Origin of the sequence: Spirosoma sp. SC4-14 (assembly GCF_037201965.1) — a bacterium.
Lineage (GTDB): Bacteria > Bacteroidota > Bacteroidia > Cytophagales > Spirosomataceae > Spirosoma.
In genome coordinates, this window is sequence record NZ_CP147518.1 from 3,290,225 (window position 1) to 3,306,140 (window position 15,916).

Sequence of the window (15,916 nt, forward strand, 5' to 3'; positions counted from 1 at the left end):
TTTATAATCTTTACCTCTGTATCACCTTCACAGATAAACCCGATCCTTACCATGCCAGCCCTCCGTTCAACGCGTTTGTGAGCCAGGCTTCATCGACCCGCATTCCATGAAAATCTTCTTTTCTGAATTGCCGGGTTACCGTTGCACCCTGTTTCTTTTCTACGATCACAAATTCTTCTGGCTTCACGCGTGCCGCCATTGACTGTGAATGTGTGTTCAGCCAGATGTAATGACCACGTTCTTCACACATAATACGGAAGAAATCGACTAGCTCGCCCGCAACCTGCGGATGTAAGCCATTTTCCGGTTCTTCAATGCAAAGAAACTGGGGTTTGTCATCGCTCTGGTAAACAGCGGCCAGCATAGCCAGAATGTTGTAAGTTCCGTCAGAGATCAGATCCTTGGTGAAATAATCGGGGATTGATTCTTCGAACCAATGAAGTTCATCCCGATCATCGACCTCAACCGCTCTAAAACCCGGCACAAACAGGTCAAGCCATTCGAAAATTTCAGCCCGTAAGGTTTGGTCGCTCAAAATACGCTTTAGAACCTTTTCCAGATTAGCCGCCGATAGTGATAAACGCTGATTATCATTTAAAGAGATCTTGACAATCTGATTATTTTTGACAAATAAGCGAGTGAAACCATTAATAAATTGTTTTTTATTGAGAGAATCATTAGGATGCATATGTATACCTTCTACTAAAGGCATAGAATATATATACGATAGTACATCTGTTTTCTCCGATTTAGCGGGATCTATTGAAATTTCATAATCAGCAAACTCAATAATCGATTTAAACAATTCATGGCTTCGATGTCGATTTCGAATAGAATCCCACCCTCCCATAACGCTTAAAGCACCTTGGCTACCTAGCTTATAATTAAGATTCACAAACTCCAACGCTTCGAAAATATTTGACTTGCCCGACCCGTTGGGGCCGACAAAGACCGTGAACGGGTTCGGCTCACTAAGCTCGATCCGTTCGATGGACTTGAAATTTTCGATAACCAGGCGTTTGATCTTCATGAGCCTTATGCTTTGACAAATCGGATGGCACGGGCCACTCCGCGCCAATGCGGCTTAAAACGTTGTCGAAGTTGAGTCGGTCTGATTAATAATCTGAATAGCCTACGGTCAGTGGCAACTGGTTGAGGGCTTGCTGCAACTGTTCGGCATTCGGAGCAATACCGTGCCATTTGTGGCTACCCATCATGTAATCGACCCCATAACCCATTTCGGTATGCATCAGAATCAGCGTCGGTACGTCGGGGTTTTCCTGGGCTTTTTTCAGGGTTGCAACAACATCGGCCATGTCGTTCCCTTTCATTTCGTCGACATGCCAGCCAAACGCTTTGTATTTAGCCGCAAGGTCGCGGTTACTGTTCACGTTATCCGTAGAACCATCGATCTGAGCGTGGTTATAGTCGATAACGGCGGTCAGGTTGCCCAGCTTTTTGTTCGGAATAAATTGTGCCGCTTCCCATATTTGGCCTTCCTGCTGTTCACCATCGCCCATCAGCACATAAACATGGTTGGTGTCGCCGTTGAGTTTTTTCGAATAGGCAGCTCCGGCGGCTACCGATAAGCCCTGCCCCAGAGAACCCGATGCGATACGAACACCCGGCAGATGTTCGGCAGTGGTTGGGTGACCCTGCAAACGGCTGTCGAGTTTACGGAACGTCGACAATTCTTCGAGTGGAAAATAGCCCGAACGAGCCAGCACAGAGTAAAAAACGGGCGAAATATGCCCATTAGAGAGGAAGAAAACATCTTCGTCGCGGGCATCCATATCGAAGATAGGTTTGCCGTCGGCATCTTTCTTGAGCTTCATGACGTCGAAATAAAGAGCGACCATGAAGTCAGTACAGCCCAGCGATCCACCAGGGTGGCCCGAGTTGACGGCTGCAACCATGCGAACGATGTCGCGACGAACGGCAGTGGCAATGTGTTCGAGTTGTTCGATTTCCATGTGTAGTGCGGGGGATTCCCGCTTTTTTTTACGGTAAACAATTGGCGGGTTTTGCCCGCGTAAAACTATTTTAAAATTTGTTCTGCGTGATTTTTGGTATCTATTTTTCCAATGATGTCGGTAATAATGCCGTTTTCGTCGATAAGGAACGTTGTTCGTACAGTTCCCATGTAAGTGCGGCCATACATCGATTTTTCCTTCCAGACACCATAAGCCTCTACAATCTGCTGATCGGTATCGGCCACTAGCGTAAAGGGTAAATCATATTTTCCTGCAAATTTTTTGTGCGATTTAACGTCATCGACACTAACCCCTAAAACCTCATAACCAGCTGCTTTCAGGCTAGTGTAGTTATCGCGTAAGCTACAGGCCTGCGCCGTACAGCCGGGGGTATCGTCTTTGGGGTAAAAATACAGCACAACTTTCTTTCCGCGAAAATCTGACAATTTTACCGGATTACCGTTCTGGTCTATACTGCTGAAGTCGGGGGCCGGGTCGCCAATGTTTAGGTTCATGATGGTTTATGGTTTATGGTTTTCAGTTTACGGTGGCTTTGCATTAAAGCGAGCTAACAGGCAGAGCCACCGTAAACCGAATACTGACTTTACCGCTTCCTGCGTCGTTTGGGAGCTGCCTTATGGCGAACAGCCGGGCGAGGAATGGCAATGGTTGTACTGTCGGAACCGATATTTCCCGATCGGTCTTTAACCTGAACGAGTACTTCCGCTCCGGTTTCGAATGGTTCGTCAGGATTCAGTTTGTCGGACCATAACAAAGCCCGTTTGTAATCATATTGCATCAAAACCCACTCACCATTGACCAGTGCCCGGAAGTCCGCAATTCCTGACAAATCGTCTCGAATTCGGGCTGTAATACCGTTTGGCGTTGCCGACAGAATTTCGACTCTGGGTGGTGTGGCATCGGTTATTAATTGAAAGCGCCCAAGTGTGCGCGTTTTGAACTCAATTTTTCCTTTGTTCCACGTTCCGCCCAGAAAACTCTCATTACCTCCGCTTACCCAGTAAGCTTTGGTTCGCATGGTATCGATGGCAATTGGATAGTTTGGCGTATACTGGATTGTTAAATAGTCGTTGATGGGAATGGTCGACTGATTAATTTCCAGGCCTCCACCCGGCAGTGTACGCATGGCCAGATACAGCGTATCGAACAACGTTTGAGGGCTAAAGCGCAGTCGAGTATTACCATCAACCAGCATTTCACTGCGACCCGGCATAATGCGCTTTTTAAAATTTGTCCGTACTACATTACGCCCAAACTGAACAGAGTCGGGCAGCGACTGACGCAAATCTATCAGATAAACGGCCTGATTCTTATGTATATAGCTGACACTTTGCTCAACAACGGTTCGGCCAATGTGGAGTTTGGCCATAGGTGGATTGCTTACGGATACATTTTTTACCGTAAGTTTCAGCACATTTTCATCCGTTGTAATGGTTGCCGATGGATCGCCCTGAATCGATTCCTCTTCTGTGTCTTCGTCGGCATCTGGCTGAATGGTCAGCGAATCGGTTCGGTTGGGTGCCGGGATGGGCTTTTCGGGCAGAATGGTAAATGTTAACTTGGCTGCATGGTCGAAGGCGTCATACAACGTCAGCGAGACCTCATGCGGTTGACCGTCCAGTAGTGGCAGTCGGCCCCGGTAAGCGGCATTGTTCTGTAGCTTGTAAAGATTGAGAATGTTGCCATCGGCAATATAGCCTCGGTGATAGCGCTGACCGCTGGTTTGCTCTACTTCGTAGTTTTCATGGATATTCATGAACCGCGTTTGCTCGTTCGGGAAGCTATTCATGTTGTAGGCAAACACTTCCTTGCCATCGAGCCTAATTTCGAGGCAGTTGATGCCATTCCGGTAGGGTGATCCGCTGGTTTTGTCATAGCCCAGTATTTCAAGCCCAATCAGTCCCGAAGCTGTAATGGGTTGTTTGAGGGTATAGGAGCCATCTGCTAATCGGACAGGAGCATAACTTACCCGTTGATATTCGCCGTTGACCCGCGATGTAGCCGTCATGGTTTTCAGGGCAATACGCTCAAAATAGGGCGGAACATCGTCGCGCAGTTCCGAAAAATCGTAGAGCAACGGATTAATCAGATTGTCTTTCGCGTCACGAATTTCGAAATGAAGGTGTGGTCCACCCGATCCGCCCGTATTCCCTGATGCAGCAACAACATCCCCTTTTTTTACCGGAAATTGTCCGGGCGTTGGCCGAAGGTCGATTTCGAACGTTTTTTTCTGATACTGTTGCTCCCGTAAGAAAGTGCCCAGTGTATCTTTCAGCGATTTCAGATGCCCATAAACGGTGGTAAGGCCATTGGGGTGTTTAATGAAAATAACATTACCATATCCCCCCGTAAAAACCGCAATACGGGAAACGTAGCCATCGGCAGCCGCATGAACATCGAGCCCCTCGCGACCACCAGTACGGATGTCGAGACCGGCATGAAAGTGATTGGCCCGCAAATCGCCCATGCCACCCGACAATGAGTTAGCTGCTCCCGGCATGATGGGGAACATGAAATAGCCCGCTGGCGCCACGGGAGAATCTGGAGGCAGCGTTTCGGTTAGTTTCGAATTAGCTGACGGTTTTTCAGCGTCGACGCTCGTCTGTCCCAATAGCGGACCGGAAGCCACTATAGCCGCCAGAAAACTATGAATGATTACTCGTTTCAAAAGCTAATAATAAAATCATTGCCTGCCTCAGTACCTCAATCAGGCACGAAAAACCAACAATGGGATTCGTTTATTTAACGTCAACTGCCAGCATTAGTTTATCTTCAATGTATGCTGTTAGCTGGTCGCCTATTTGTACAGGACCAACGCCAGATGGGGTGCCAGTGAAAATGATATCACCCTGCTGGAGTAAGAAATAACGCGACACGAACGAAATCAGGTAGTCAATCTTAAACAACATCATACTGGTGTTGCCTACCTGACGAGTTTCGCCATTGAGATCGAGCCGGAAGTTCAGATTCTGTAAATCAGGGAAATCGGTTTTTGGTACAAAAGTCGAAATGGGAGCCGAGCCGTTGAATCCTTTTGCCAGTTCCCAGGGGAGCCCCTTTGCTTTTAGCTTACTCTGAACATCGCGGGCTGTGAAGTCGATACCAACACCAATTTCATCGTAATATTTGTGGGCAAACTTCTCTTCTATATTTTTGCCGACCCGGTTAATTTTTACCAGAATTTCGACTTCGTAATGAACATCGTTCGAAAAACTCGGATAGAAGAATGGCTCATTTTTAAGTGGAACAGCCGTTTCAGGCTTTATAAAAATAACAGGATCGTCGGGTTTTTCGTTGTTAAGTTCCCTGACGTGTTCGGCGTAATTACGGCCAACGCAGATGATTTTCATAAGTAAGGCGGTGGTGCGGCACTTTATTGAGCCCCGCACTGGATGATATATAATGCGGAACGGCTCCGCTTTTCACTAAACTATTCAAAATGCTACAAATCTAACGACTAAAGAGGGCCCTACCACACCCCTGCCTAAATATTTGAACAAATCCGATACGTTACGGGTCATATAACGTCAGAAGACCATTCCGAACAAAAACACATGGAAATGAAAAAAGTCATATTCTTGATGATGTCGCTCGTTTTTGCTGTTACAGCCTGCGAGAAAGTACCCCTTACTGGACGAAAGCAACTGATTCTGGTTCCCAATAATGACATGCTCTCAATGAGCTTTACACAATATCGTCAATTTCTGGATACTAGCCGGGTTATTGCCAGCACCGGCGATGCCGCTATGGTAACTCGGGTAGGCGATCGAATCCGTCAGGCAGTGGAGAGCTACATGAACTCCAATGGCTATAGCAAACGGCTGGAGGGCTTTAAGTGGGAATATCACCTTGTGCAAAGCAATCAGGTGAATGCCTGGTGTATGCCAGGTGGCAAAATTGTGGTTTACTCCGGTATTCTGCCCTATACGCAAAACGAAGCCGGTTTAGCAACCGTACTGGGTCACGAAGTGTCGCACGCCATAGCCGAACACGGTAACGAACGCATGAGTGAAGGCCTGGTGGCAAACGGTATACTTCAGGTTGGCCAGGTAGCGGCTGGTATTGCGACCGCATCAAAGAGCCCACAAACGCAGGCTCTATTTCAGCAAGCTATTGGTACTGGCGGACCGCTGATGTATCAGTATTTTGGAGCACTTCCGCATAGCCGTAATCAGGAATCAGAAGCGGATCATTTGGGCCTGATTTTTATGGCAATGGCTGGTTACGATCCAAACGAAGCCATTACGTTCTGGCAGCGAATGGCTAAAGCCAGTGCCGGAAAAGCACCCGCCGAATTCTTTTCGGACCACCCATCCGATGCCCGCCGAATTGCGGACCTGCAAAAGCTGCTGCCCGATGCCATGAAATATTATAATGGACGTCGATAGACCAATAAGTATAAAAAAGAAAGCCGGGACATAAACCCGGCTTTCTTTTTTTCTATGACAGCTTCTTGCTGGCAATCATAAATTATAAGACATCAGTAGCAGGAAGCTGTTAGTGGCAATTACAGTGCTTCGACAACCTGACGAACTTTTTCGGCGGCTTCTTTCAACAAGACAGCCGACTGCACTTTAAGCCCCGATTCATCGATGATTCGGGCGCCTTCTTCGGCGTTTGTACCCTGCAAACGAACAATGATTGGAACTGGAATATCGCCAATTGCTTTATAAGCTTCCACCACGCCCGTTGCTACGCGGTCGCAGCGAACGATACCCCCGAAGATATTGATCAGAATTGCTTTTACGTTCGGATCTTTCAGGATGATTCGGAAACCAGCTTCAACCGTTTTGGCATTCGCTCCACCACCTACGTCGAGGAAGTTGGCAGGCTCACCACCCGATAGTTTGATGATGTCCATGGTGGCCATGGCCAAACCAGCACCATTAACCATACAACCCACGTTACCGTCGAGTTTTACGTAGTTTAGATCACTGGCGGTAGCTTCTACTTCGAGTGGGTCTTCTTCGGTAATATCGCGCAAATTGGCGAGGTCTGGATGGCGATAAAGCGCGTTGTCGTCGAGGTTAACTTTAGCGTCGACAGCCAGAATTTTGTTATCCGATGTTTTCAAAACCGGATTGATCTCAAACATCGACGCATCCGTATCGACATACGCTTTATAGAGCGACGTTACGAACTTTACCATCTCTTTAAAGGCTTCGCCTTCAAGGCCCAGCCCAAAGGCTATTTTGCGAGCCTGAAACGGTTGCAGACCAACCGATGGGTCAATCCATTCTTTTACAATTTTCTCCGGGGTTTTTTCGGCCACCTCTTCAATGTCCATCCCTCCTTCGGTGCTGGCCATGATCACATTGCAGGCTTTAGTCCGGTCGAGCAGGATACTGATGTACATTTCTTTGGGCTCTGTGGCACCGGGGTAGAAAACGTCCTGAGCAACCAGAACTTTGTTTACCTTCTTGCCTTCTGGCCCCGTCTGATGGGTGACAAGAACATTCCCGATCAGGTTTTTAGCAATATCACGTACGTCATCAACTGACTTGGCTAACGCGACACCCCGTTGCTCACTCCCGACAACTTTTCCCTTGCCGCGACCACCAGCGTGAATCTGCGATTTAACGACAACGAACTTTGAGCCGGACTGCGCCATAATTTGTTTGGCGGCTTCAACGGCTTTCTCAGGCGACTCGGCCACGATGCCTTCCTGAATCCGGACACCGTACTTTTTCAGAATTTCTTTACCCTGATACTCGTGTATATTCATGGCAACTGCAACAAGGAGAATTGGAAATCGTATTTTTGCGGCAAGTTAACAGGAAATGATGAATGATGAATGATGAATGATGAACGTAATCGACTTAAATGGATTATGCTACCTTCTTTTCTCCGCAATCATTCATCATTTATCATTCATCATTATTTACATGCCGCTACTACAAACTACGAACATACGCCGGAGTTATGGCAACCTGCCCGTCCTGAAAGGTATCAATTTAAGTATCGAATCGGGCGAAGTTGTATCAATTGTGGGAGCATCGGGAGCCGGAAAAACTACCCTGCTACAAATTCTGGGAACACTCGACCGACCAGATTCGGGCGATTTGCAGATTAATGGTCAGAATGTATTCGCACTGAACGATCGCCAACTGGCTAAGTTTCGGAATGAGCAAATTGGGTTTGTCTTTCAATTCAATAACCTGCTACCCGAATTTACTGCTTTGGAAAATGTTTGCCTGCCCGGTTTTATTTCCGGAAAAGAAGAGCAGGAAGTGCGCGAGCGTGCCGAAGCACTACTGGTTACACTCGGTTTGCAGGAGCGCCTGAATCATTTGCCTTCTCAGATGTCGGGTGGAGAGCAGCAACGAACGGCCGTTGCGCGGGCACTGATCAACAAACCCGCTATTGTTTTTGCTGATGAACCGAGCGGCAATCTTGATTCCCGAAATGCCGAAGAGCTCCATCAGCTTTTCTTTCGCCTTCGCCAGGAATTAGGTCAGACATTTATTATTGTGACTCATAACGAAATGCTGGCTGCTCTGGCCGATCGTACCGTAACCATCCGTGATGGCTTACTGTTTAACTAAGTTATGCCTTGCTAAACGTTTACTCTTTAGGCGAGTTTTACTCTCTTTTTGGTAAGTATATGTACTTAAGGGGGCGGTGGCTTATTGGTATTAATTCATTGGCTGTTAAGTGTTTACGAAAAAGCGAAAAAATTATTTTACGAAAAAGAATGAATATTCTGTAATTTTGTTTTATAATTGTGTCGAAAAGAAAAGTTTTTCATAACGTTGAGTAAATCAGAAAGCCAAGAGAGTGTCTCGCTTGGCTTTTTCGTTTATATGTACCTGCTCAACAGCGCCAAAATAAGCAGCTACCCCGCTTGCCCGGTTCGTTGATTGTATTCTTCCCGAAGCATTCCGTAGAGTTTTAAGTCGACATACTCCTGATCGACGTGCGATGCTTTTCGTTGGGTTCCTTCATACTGAAAACCAATGGATTGATATAGTTTCTCCGCCCGCTCATTAAAAGTTCTTACATCGAGCCAAAGGCGATTCGCCTTTAAGACCCCAAATACGTAGGCCATTATGTTTTCCAGCGCAATACGACCATAGCCTTGTCCTTTGGTTTGAATGACTATTCGTTTGAGCAATACCGAATTATCGGGGTTCTGGAGATCATATAGAATGCAATGACCAACTGGATTACCATCGGCTATAATTAAAAAACACTGGTAATTCGGATCGTCAAGAGCGTTGCGATATTGCTCTACTGTCCATTGGCCAACATAGCGTTGGTTGTCGGGATGCTGTTCAGATTGGATAACGAAAGCCAGGTCGGCAGGGGAGAGCGGTTGTAAGGTTAGCATGGTTAAAGAATAATTGATGCAAATAAACAAAACGCCCCTGATCTTTCGACCAGGGGCGTTTTGTTTATTATAAACCAGAATGATCTGTTAAATCCAGAAAATCCCGGCCATATCGGCAGGCCGATCACGATTACATCATGCCACCCATGCCACCGCCGTGCATACCAGGAGCACCGCCACCAGCAGGCGCTTCTTCTGGCTCATCCGCAATAACACACTCGGTCGTCAGCAACAGACCCGCAATCGAAGCTGCGTTTTCCAGTGCCAGGCGAGTAACTTTTTTCGGATCGATGATACCAGCAGCGAACAGATCTTCAAACGTATCGTTTTTCGCGTTGTAGCCAAAACCACCCGTACCTTCTTTCACTTTATTTACAATCACTGAACCTTCGCCACCAGCATTGGCAACAATGGTACGAAGTGGCGACTCAAGCGCAACACGAATGATGTTTACACCCGTTTTCTCGTCTTCGTTGATCGTGTTGATGCCATCCAGAGCCGAAATGGCACGGATCAGGGCAATACCACCACCAGTTACGATACCTTCTTCTACAGCAGCGCGGGTAGCGTGCAATGCATCGTCAACGCGGTCTTTCTTTTCTTTCATTTCTACTTCGGTAGCCGCACCGATGTAGAGGATAGCCACACCACCCGACAATTTTGCCAGACGCTCCTGCAATTTCTCGCGATCGTAGTCTGATGTCGTGTTTTCGATTTGGGCTTTAATTTGATTCACGCGACCCGTGATATCTTCTTTCTGACCTACGCCATTAACAACAGTCGTGTTGTCTTTGTCGATCAGAATTTTTTCGGCTTGACCCAGATAGTCGATCGTAGCGTTTTCGAGTTTGAAGCCACGCTCTTCGCTGATAACCTGACCGCCGGTCAGGATAGCGATATCTTCCAGCATCGCTTTCCGACGATCGCCAAAGCCAGGAGCTTTAACGGCAGCTACTTTCAAAGCACCACGGATTTTGTTAACTACTAATGTAGCAAGAGCCTCGCCATCAACATCTTCAGCGATGATCAGCAGTGGACGACCGGTTTGAGCAACCTGCTCCAGAACGGGCAGCAGCTCTTTCATCGACGATACTTTTTTCTCCGAAATCAGAATGAACGGACGATCCAGCTCAACTTCCATTTTTTCGGTGTTAGTAACGAAGTAAGGCGACAGGTAGCCACGGTCGAACTGCATACCCTCTACGGTTTTAACTTCCGTTTCAGTACCACGAGCTTCTTCAACCGTAATTACACCTTCTTTACCTACTTTCTTCATGGCTTCGGCAATCATGTTGCCGATTTCATCGTCGTGGTTAGCTGAGATGGTAGCTACCTGAGCAATTTTGCCGAAGTCGTCGCCAACGGTCTGTGCCTGCTCAGCCAGATTGGCAGTTACAGCAGCAACAGCTTTTTCGATACCACGCTTCAGGTCCATTGGGTTAGCACCAGCGGCTACGTTTTTAGCACCGATCGAGTAAATTGCTTGTGCCAGAACCGTTGCTGTGGTTGTACCATCACCCGCCGAATCCGCGGTTTTCGATGCTACTTCTTTAACAAGCTGGGCGCCCATGTTTTCCATGGCGTCTTTCAGCTCAATTTCTTTCGCTACCGTCACACCATCTTTGGTGATGGCTGGTGAGCCGAATTTTTTATCAAGAATAACATTGCGACCTTTAGGGCCGAGGGTAACTTTTACCGCATCAGCCAGGGTATCAACACCCTTTTTAATCCGCTCACGGGCTTCAGTATCGAAAAATATTTTCTTAGCCATTGTTGGTTAATGATGAATTATGAATGATTAATTATGAATGGGTATGAAGAATGAAGATTGTTTTATAGCAGAGAACAATTCAGCATTCTTCATTCATAATTAGCTTACAGGATTGCGAAAATGTCTGATTCGCGCATGATGAGGTACTCTTTGCCTTCAACGGTGATTTCTGTACCAGCATATTTGCCATACAGCACCGTATCGCCCACCTGAACCGTTAGCGGCTCATCTTTCTTGCCCGCACCAACGGCTACGACCGTTCCACGCTGAGGTTTTTCCTTTGCCGTGTCGGGAATGATAATTCCGAACGAGGTTTTTTCTTCGGCCGGTGCGGCTTCTACCAGCACCCGGTCAGCCAGCGGTTTCACGTTCACTTTAACGCTTTCCGTTTCTGCTACCATGATAATGAGTTGATTAAGGTTATTAACTGTTTGTGCAATGCATTACACGTCGGTTCACCGACTGCCAATTTTTGTGCCAACTCGCCAAACTGTCAAAATTTCCGGGTTTTAACTGACAGTCTGCCATTTGCCCGTTTATTTGTTTTTCATTTTCAAAATCTACACTTTAAGCAAATAGAATTTGGTTTTCTGGTGTTCGCTCCTTATTTTGAGCTACCAATATGCTGATTAAAGTGCGTTAGTGAGTCTATGAAAAAATTGCAGTCTGACTGGTTTACGCAAAATTGGATTGATGCCGAGTACCAGAAGTATGTCGTGATGGCATACTTACAGGCCGTCCGGCAAAATTTTACCGAAAATAAATTGTACCCCGATTTAGCTGACTTACGTAGTCATTATGAAGCCGGTGTTCACTTTTCGAGGGGCAAAGGTACGCTAAATGCTGCGTTTCCCAAGCGCGTAGAGCGAATTACCGGACCACCTCCCCGAATCGAGTATAAATCTGAGGTAACGGACAATGAATTCATGGCAGAGATCGATGCAATCATGAATTTTGCGCTGCCACGTTTTCAGGCTATGCTGACAGAAGGGCAGCAACGATGGCTCGATATTGCCAGTTCAATGAGTCTGATGCCAATTGGTTTGTTGCCGCTACAGCCCGAAGAAGGCTATTTATTGATTCATGCCACCAATCATGACGAAACGCAGGTCTATTATTTTCGGCTGACACTCTATTCTGAAGAGGAGCCGGGAGGGCGATTGGTGCGACTTCGCTATGTTGAAGCGGTGCGGAAAAGTATTACCAGCACATTTGAAAATATTAAACTCGACCTGATTCGGCGGCATCGTTACTTGCCCAATCCAGCTACCTATATGCTCGAAAGTCAACAGCCCTATCCGATTCAGGAAACACTGTTGCCAATTGCCCGCCAATTGCTGGCAAAAGCCGTGGCCTAGCAGGGTTGAAACGCAAGGGCAATAAAAAAGGCAGCTCATACGAGCTGCCTTTTTTATTGGTTCTACAAGTTTTTACTTCTGAGGTGTCAGAGCTGAGGTTGAAGCACCTGGTGCAGCTGCTCCCGGAACGGCCTGGCTAGGCGCTGCGCCATTAGCTGCGTTAGGAGCAGGAGTGGGGGCAGCCGCACCCGGCAGGGTTTGGGTTTGAGCCCGATCTACGTTGGCACTGTTTATAATACCAGCCTGATTACGATCGATCATGATATAGGAAGCAAGGCAAAGAACCATAACACCTATACCAAGCCCCCAGGTGATCTGTTCGAGCAGATCGGTTGTTTTCTTAACCCCCATGAGTTGGTTAGAACCAAGCCCGCCAAATTCACCGGCTAGTCCACCGCCTTTTGAGTTTTGAATGAGCACAATCAGAATCAATAAGACTGTGAGAATGCAAATAATGACAATAGTTGCCGTTAGCATGAACGTTTAATGACCACCGGAACGCCGGGGCGTTTATTCTTAAATGAGTTGATTTCAATAAACTGAGTGCGTTTACGATTCGCTCGACTGGTTGGCCGCACTCGTAAGTTCACTGATTTTTTCCGCAAAGTACGCGCTTTTCTCTGGATTTTTCACCATGAGCTTCTCGTAGATTTCGCGGGCTTTGTCAAATTTACCCTGTTTTACCAGAATTTTTGCGAAACTTTCGGTTACTAGCCCACCACTAACCGGTTTATTGCGTTTGGTTAAGTCTTCCTGCTCAATTGGTTCACCAAGTTTGGTTCGTACGGGTGAAATACGTGGTTCTTTCTTAATAAAATCTTCAATTAGATCAAACTGTTGTTTCCGGGCTAAATCTGCTTCAGAAAGAATGGGTTCTGCTGGCAATGTTTCGGCAATCTGGGCGAGCTCATTTTGAAGATTGGTTTCGGCCAGGGTCGGATCTTCGGGGGTTGGAGTCGTTTCCTTAATTTCGAGAGGAGCCGGCTCGGGTAAGCGTAATAAAGGCAATTTGGGAAAACCGTTAGTTAAACCTGCTTTTGATTTAAAGAGTGCATAGCTCTCCTGCTGATAATCGTCGGGAATGGGCACGTGTTTGGTCGATAGCTCGTTTAGCCTGGTCAGCAGGTTTTCAGACCATTGAAACTCATTATCGATCAATTTGCGCAATGCATTTCGGCTTAGTGCATGAGCAGCAGCCTGCCTGATAAACGGAACAATCTGGCTTTTGAGATGAACAGAAGCCGCTTTGGCTGTCAGGGTATGCAGCGATTGGCAATATGGGTATGCCTGTAAACTTTCCTGTAGTTGAACAAAATCAGTTGTAGTTAGGTCATCCGGATGGGTAACCCAATACGAAAAGGTTTCTTTGTCGAGTGCCAGCATGGGTTGGGGTGTCGCAATACGATAGCTCGAAGGTAGTGATGAATCATGAATTTTAAATGAAGAATGGTCCAGAGTTTTTCACTTTTCTCATCTATAAGTCATAGTTCGTCAACGAAAAATTACCAGTCGGCAGCCGTCTTATTGAAAATGTCCAGGACAATCTGATCCAGGATTTTGGGCACCAGTCGACTTTCATTCTGACTAAGGGTTTGGTTCTGAGGGAAATCCTGATAGAATGAAAACGATTGTTCGAAGTTCTTACTTTCGTCTTTGTTATTATAAAAACGAGCCAACACTGTAATCTGGAGTCGGTTAACACCAGCCTGGTCCTGAGCCGTAGGCGCTACAGCCAGCAGGTCGTAGCCCGTAATATTGCCTTCCAGTACCAGATCACCGTTGTTGGGTACAACTTTCAGGTTCGTATAGCGCTGGTAATACTCTTTCAGCTTTTCATTGAAGGTAAGTGGCAGGTTGGCTGGCCCGCCCGCCGTTGCCAGCACAAAGTTATTGACCGTTACGGTCTTTATGTCGGGCGAAAGGGTAGTTCCTGTGAAGGAGTAAATACCGCACGATTGAATGAAGAATGAAAAGTTAAGAATGAAGAATAACTGTTTAAAGTGAACAGCTTTTTTATTCTTTATTCTTAACTTTTCATTCTTCACTAAAAAACTATTCTTCGTCAATTTCATACTGCTTGATTTTCCGGTATAAGGTTCGCTCGGAGATGCCCAGCGCCTGGGCTGCATATTTGCGTTTGTTGTTGTTTCGGCGAAGCGCTTTCAGGATCATTTCTTTCTCCTGGCGTTCCAGCGACAGCGAATCATCTTCTTCGGTTTCGTGCGTTACATCTTCAACCTGAACGTCGTTAATATCCCGATCAACATCGTCGAATAGCTGAACAGGGGGATGGCTTCCGTAGCTTTCTGAAGGTGGTGGTACGGAAGTGCGGGGGACTTCGTTTCGAGCTGTAGTGTTACCGGCGGGCAAAAAACGGGTTATGCTTGTGTCATTTTGCGGATGATAGTCGCCATCAGGCTGAATGGAGTCGAATAAGTCTTTATGATTATTGAGAATCTGATGGCCATCCTGTTCACTACCAAGCACATCGCGAACGAGCTTTTTGAGGTCGTTTACATCACGACGCATATCGAAAAGTACCTTGTAGAGCAGTTCCCGTTCCGAAAAGCTTTCGGTATTGCCATTGCCCTGACTTTGCGGAAATAACGCCAGCGTTCGGTTGCTGGTCTGTTGCTGAGGCAGGTATTTGGCCAGTGTTTCGGCGTCAATTGGTTTGTTTTGCTCCGACTCCAGAATCGATACCTGTTCTGCTATATTTTTCAACTGCCGAATGTTTCCCGGAAATGGGTAGCTCATCAATACCTGTTTGGCACTTTCGGTAAGTTGGAGCGGTTTGATTCGATAACGTTCGGCAAAGTCGGTCGTAAACTTCCGAAACAGGAGTTCAATGTCGGTGCCACGTTCCCGTAGGGGCGGTACGTAGATAGGTACAGTATTCAGGCGATAATATAAGTCTTCGCGGAATTTACCTTTTTCAACGGCATCCATTAGATTGACGTTGGTGGCGGCTACAACGCGGACATCGGTTTTCTGGGTTTTCGACGAACCTACCCGAATAAACTCACCGTTTTCCAGTACCCGAAGCAATCGGGCCTGAGTTCCCAGTGGCATTTCGCCAATCTCGTCCAGAAAAATAGTTCCTCCGTTGGTTGTTTCGAAATAGCCTTTTCGCGAATCGACAGCACCCGTAAAGGAGCCCTTTTCGTGGCCAAATAATTCCGAATCAATCGTTCCTTCGGGAATAGCTCCGCAGTTGATCGCAATGAACTGGCCGTGTTTGCGGGCACTCAGGCTATGGATGATTTTGGAGAATGATTCCTTACCACTACCACTTTCGCCCGTAATTAATACGGTCAGATCGGTAGATGCTACCTGCATCGCTACATTGATGGCGTAGTTGAGCGCAGGAGCGTTACCAATTATACCGAAGCGTTGTTTAACGCTCTGAATTTCTTGATTATTCATAAATGTTTACGGCATTCGGTATTCGGTATTTGGTTTA

Annotated in this window: 16 protein-coding genes; 3 read left to right on the forward strand and 13 right to left on the reverse strand. The window is 46.7% G+C overall.

The window, feature by feature from the left end:
* Positions 1-46: 46 nt before the first annotated feature.
* The 5 genes from WBJ53_RS13270 to WBJ53_RS13290 all read right to left on the reverse strand — a co-directional run bounded on the left by WBJ53_RS13270 (position 47) and on the right by WBJ53_RS13290 (position 5,344).
* Positions 47-1,030, reverse strand: coding sequence for an AAA family ATPase (locus tag WBJ53_RS13270; protein ID WP_338876619.1), 984 nt, complete (start codon positions 1,028-1,030; stop codon positions 47-49).
* Positions 1,031-1,115: 85 nt separating this feature from the next.
* Positions 1,116-1,973, reverse strand: a complete 858-nt coding sequence (locus WBJ53_RS13275; RefSeq protein WP_338876620.1) for a transketolase — start codon at positions 1,971-1,973, stop codon at positions 1,116-1,118.
* A gap of 65 nt (positions 1,974-2,038) precedes the next feature.
* Positions 2,039-2,488 carry a thioredoxin-dependent thiol peroxidase gene (gene bcp, locus WBJ53_RS13280; protein WP_338876621.1) on the reverse strand — a complete coding sequence of 150 codons (450 nt, stop codon included), beginning with the start codon at positions 2,486-2,488 and terminating at the stop codon, positions 2,039-2,041.
* A gap of 89 nt (positions 2,489-2,577) precedes the next feature.
* A complete protein-coding gene (locus WBJ53_RS13285; protein WP_338877188.1) occupies positions 2,578-4,506 on the reverse strand; it encodes a M23 family metallopeptidase in 1,929 nt (642 codons plus the stop codon).
* A 226-nt stretch (positions 4,507-4,732) separates the two neighbouring features.
* The gene (locus WBJ53_RS13290; protein ID WP_338876622.1) at positions 4,733-5,344 is read right to left on the reverse strand and encodes a fumarylacetoacetate hydrolase family protein; all 612 of its coding nucleotides are present in this window, start codon (positions 5,342-5,344) and stop codon (positions 4,733-4,735) included.
* A gap of 210 nt (positions 5,345-5,554) precedes the next feature.
* Here WBJ53_RS13290 and WBJ53_RS13295 point away from each other — a divergent pair, with 210 nt between their 5' ends.
* Positions 5,555-6,382 (forward strand): M48 family metallopeptidase, encoded by an 828-nt coding sequence (locus tag WBJ53_RS13295; RefSeq protein WP_338876623.1) that lies wholly within the window; start codon positions 5,555-5,557, stop codon positions 6,380-6,382.
* Positions 6,383-6,501: 119 nt separating this feature from the next.
* Here the strand turns inward: WBJ53_RS13295 and sucC are convergent, their stop codons facing one another.
* Complete coding sequence (gene sucC, locus WBJ53_RS13300) at positions 6,502-7,719, reverse strand: ADP-forming succinate--CoA ligase subunit beta (protein WP_338876624.1); 1,218 nt, start codon at positions 7,717-7,719, stop codon at positions 6,502-6,504.
* 160 nt (positions 7,720-7,879) lie between these two features.
* On the opposite strand from sucC, the gene WBJ53_RS13305 reads away from it, so the two are divergent.
* On the forward strand, positions 7,880-8,539 hold the full coding sequence (locus WBJ53_RS13305) for an ABC transporter ATP-binding protein (RefSeq protein ID WP_338876625.1): 660 nt from the start codon (positions 7,880-7,882) through the stop codon (positions 8,537-8,539).
* Between the two features lie 290 nt (positions 8,540-8,829).
* On the opposite strand, the gene WBJ53_RS13310 is transcribed toward WBJ53_RS13305, so the two are convergent.
* The 3 genes from WBJ53_RS13310 to WBJ53_RS13320 form a co-directional block, all read right to left on the reverse strand.
* Entirely contained in the window at positions 8,830-9,324 is a 495-nt protein-coding gene (locus WBJ53_RS13310) for a GNAT family protein (RefSeq protein WP_338876626.1), read from the reverse strand.
* A gap of 130 nt (positions 9,325-9,454) precedes the next feature.
* Positions 9,455-11,095, reverse strand: a complete 1,641-nt coding sequence (groL, locus tag WBJ53_RS13315) for a chaperonin GroEL (RefSeq protein WP_338876627.1) — start codon at positions 11,093-11,095, stop codon at positions 9,455-9,457.
* A 104-nt stretch (positions 11,096-11,199) separates the two neighbouring features.
* Positions 11,200-11,496, reverse strand: coding sequence for a co-chaperone GroES (locus tag WBJ53_RS13320; RefSeq protein ID WP_097124490.1), 297 nt, complete (start codon positions 11,494-11,496; stop codon positions 11,200-11,202).
* Positions 11,497-11,745: 249 nt separating this feature from the next.
* Between WBJ53_RS13320 and WBJ53_RS13325 the strand changes: the two genes are divergently transcribed.
* Positions 11,746-12,453, forward strand: a complete 708-nt coding sequence (locus WBJ53_RS13325; protein WP_338876628.1) for a hypothetical protein — start codon at positions 11,746-11,748, stop codon at positions 12,451-12,453.
* Between the two features lie 72 nt (positions 12,454-12,525).
* On the opposite strand, the gene secG is transcribed toward WBJ53_RS13325, so the two are convergent.
* From secG to WBJ53_RS13345, 4 genes are all read right to left on the reverse strand, one after another.
* Positions 12,526-12,930, reverse strand: a complete 405-nt coding sequence (secG, locus tag WBJ53_RS13330; protein ID WP_338876629.1) for a preprotein translocase subunit SecG — start codon at positions 12,928-12,930, stop codon at positions 12,526-12,528.
* A 72-nt stretch (positions 12,931-13,002) separates the two neighbouring features.
* Positions 13,003-13,836, reverse strand: a complete 834-nt coding sequence (locus WBJ53_RS13335) for a hypothetical protein (protein WP_338876630.1) — start codon at positions 13,834-13,836, stop codon at positions 13,003-13,005.
* Positions 13,837-13,955: 119 nt separating this feature from the next.
* Positions 13,956-14,525, reverse strand: coding sequence for an LptE family protein (locus tag WBJ53_RS13340; protein WP_338876631.1), 570 nt, complete (start codon positions 14,523-14,525; stop codon positions 13,956-13,958).
* Positions 14,506-15,879 (reverse strand): sigma-54 dependent transcriptional regulator, encoded by a 1,374-nt coding sequence (locus WBJ53_RS13345; protein WP_338876632.1) that lies wholly within the window; start codon positions 15,877-15,879, stop codon positions 14,506-14,508. Before WBJ53_RS13345 ends, WBJ53_RS13340 begins: the two co-directional genes overlap by 20 nt.
* Positions 15,880-15,916 lie beyond the last annotated feature (37 nt).

Bases quoted from the DNA above. Each gene is read 5' to 3' on its own strand.
- sucC (WP_338876624.1), bottom strand. From the start codon at position 7,719: ATGAATATACACGAGTATCAGGGTAAAGAAATTCTGAAAAAGTACGGT.
- WBJ53_RS13275 (WP_338876620.1), bottom strand. From the start codon at position 1,973: ATGGAAATCGAACAACTCGAACACATTGCCACTGCCGTTCGTCGCGAC.
- WBJ53_RS13320 (WP_097124490.1), bottom strand. From the start codon at position 11,496: ATGGTAGCAGAAACGGAAAGCGTTAAAGTGAACGTGAAACCGCTGGCT.
- groL (WP_338876627.1), bottom strand. From the start codon at position 11,095: ATGGCTAAGAAAATATTTTTCGATACTGAAGCCCGTGAGCGGATTAAA.
- WBJ53_RS13305 (WP_338876625.1), top strand. From the start codon at position 7,880: ATGCCGCTACTACAAACTACGAACATACGCCGGAGTTATGGCAACCTG.
- secG (WP_338876629.1), bottom strand. From the start codon at position 12,930: ATGCTAACGGCAACTATTGTCATTATTTGCATTCTCACAGTCTTATTG.
- WBJ53_RS13285 (WP_338877188.1), bottom strand. From the start codon at position 4,506: ATGTTCCCCATCATGCCGGGAGCAGCTAACTCATTGTCGGGTGGCATG.
- WBJ53_RS13340 (WP_338876631.1), bottom strand. From the start codon at position 14,525: ATGAAATTGACGAAGAATAGTTTTTTAGTGAAGAATGAAAAGTTAAGA.
- WBJ53_RS13270 (WP_338876619.1), bottom strand. From the start codon at position 1,030: ATGAAGATCAAACGCCTGGTTATCGAAAATTTCAAGTCCATCGAACGG.
- WBJ53_RS13345 (WP_338876632.1), bottom strand. From the start codon at position 15,879: ATGAATAATCAAGAAATTCAGAGCGTTAAACAACGCTTCGGTATAATT.
- WBJ53_RS13295 (WP_338876623.1), top strand. From the start codon at position 5,555: ATGAAAAAAGTCATATTCTTGATGATGTCGCTCGTTTTTGCTGTTACA.
- WBJ53_RS13290 (WP_338876622.1), bottom strand. From the start codon at position 5,344: ATGAAAATCATCTGCGTTGGCCGTAATTACGCCGAACACGTCAGGGAA.
- WBJ53_RS13310 (WP_338876626.1), bottom strand. From the start codon at position 9,324: ATGCTAACCTTACAACCGCTCTCCCCTGCCGACCTGGCTTTCGTTATC.
- WBJ53_RS13325 (WP_338876628.1), top strand. From the start codon at position 11,746: ATGAAAAAATTGCAGTCTGACTGGTTTACGCAAAATTGGATTGATGCC.
- bcp (WP_338876621.1), bottom strand. From the start codon at position 2,488: ATGAACCTAAACATTGGCGACCCGGCCCCCGACTTCAGCAGTATAGAC.
- WBJ53_RS13335 (WP_338876630.1), bottom strand. From the start codon at position 13,836: ATGCTGGCACTCGACAAAGAAACCTTTTCGTATTGGGTTACCCATCCG.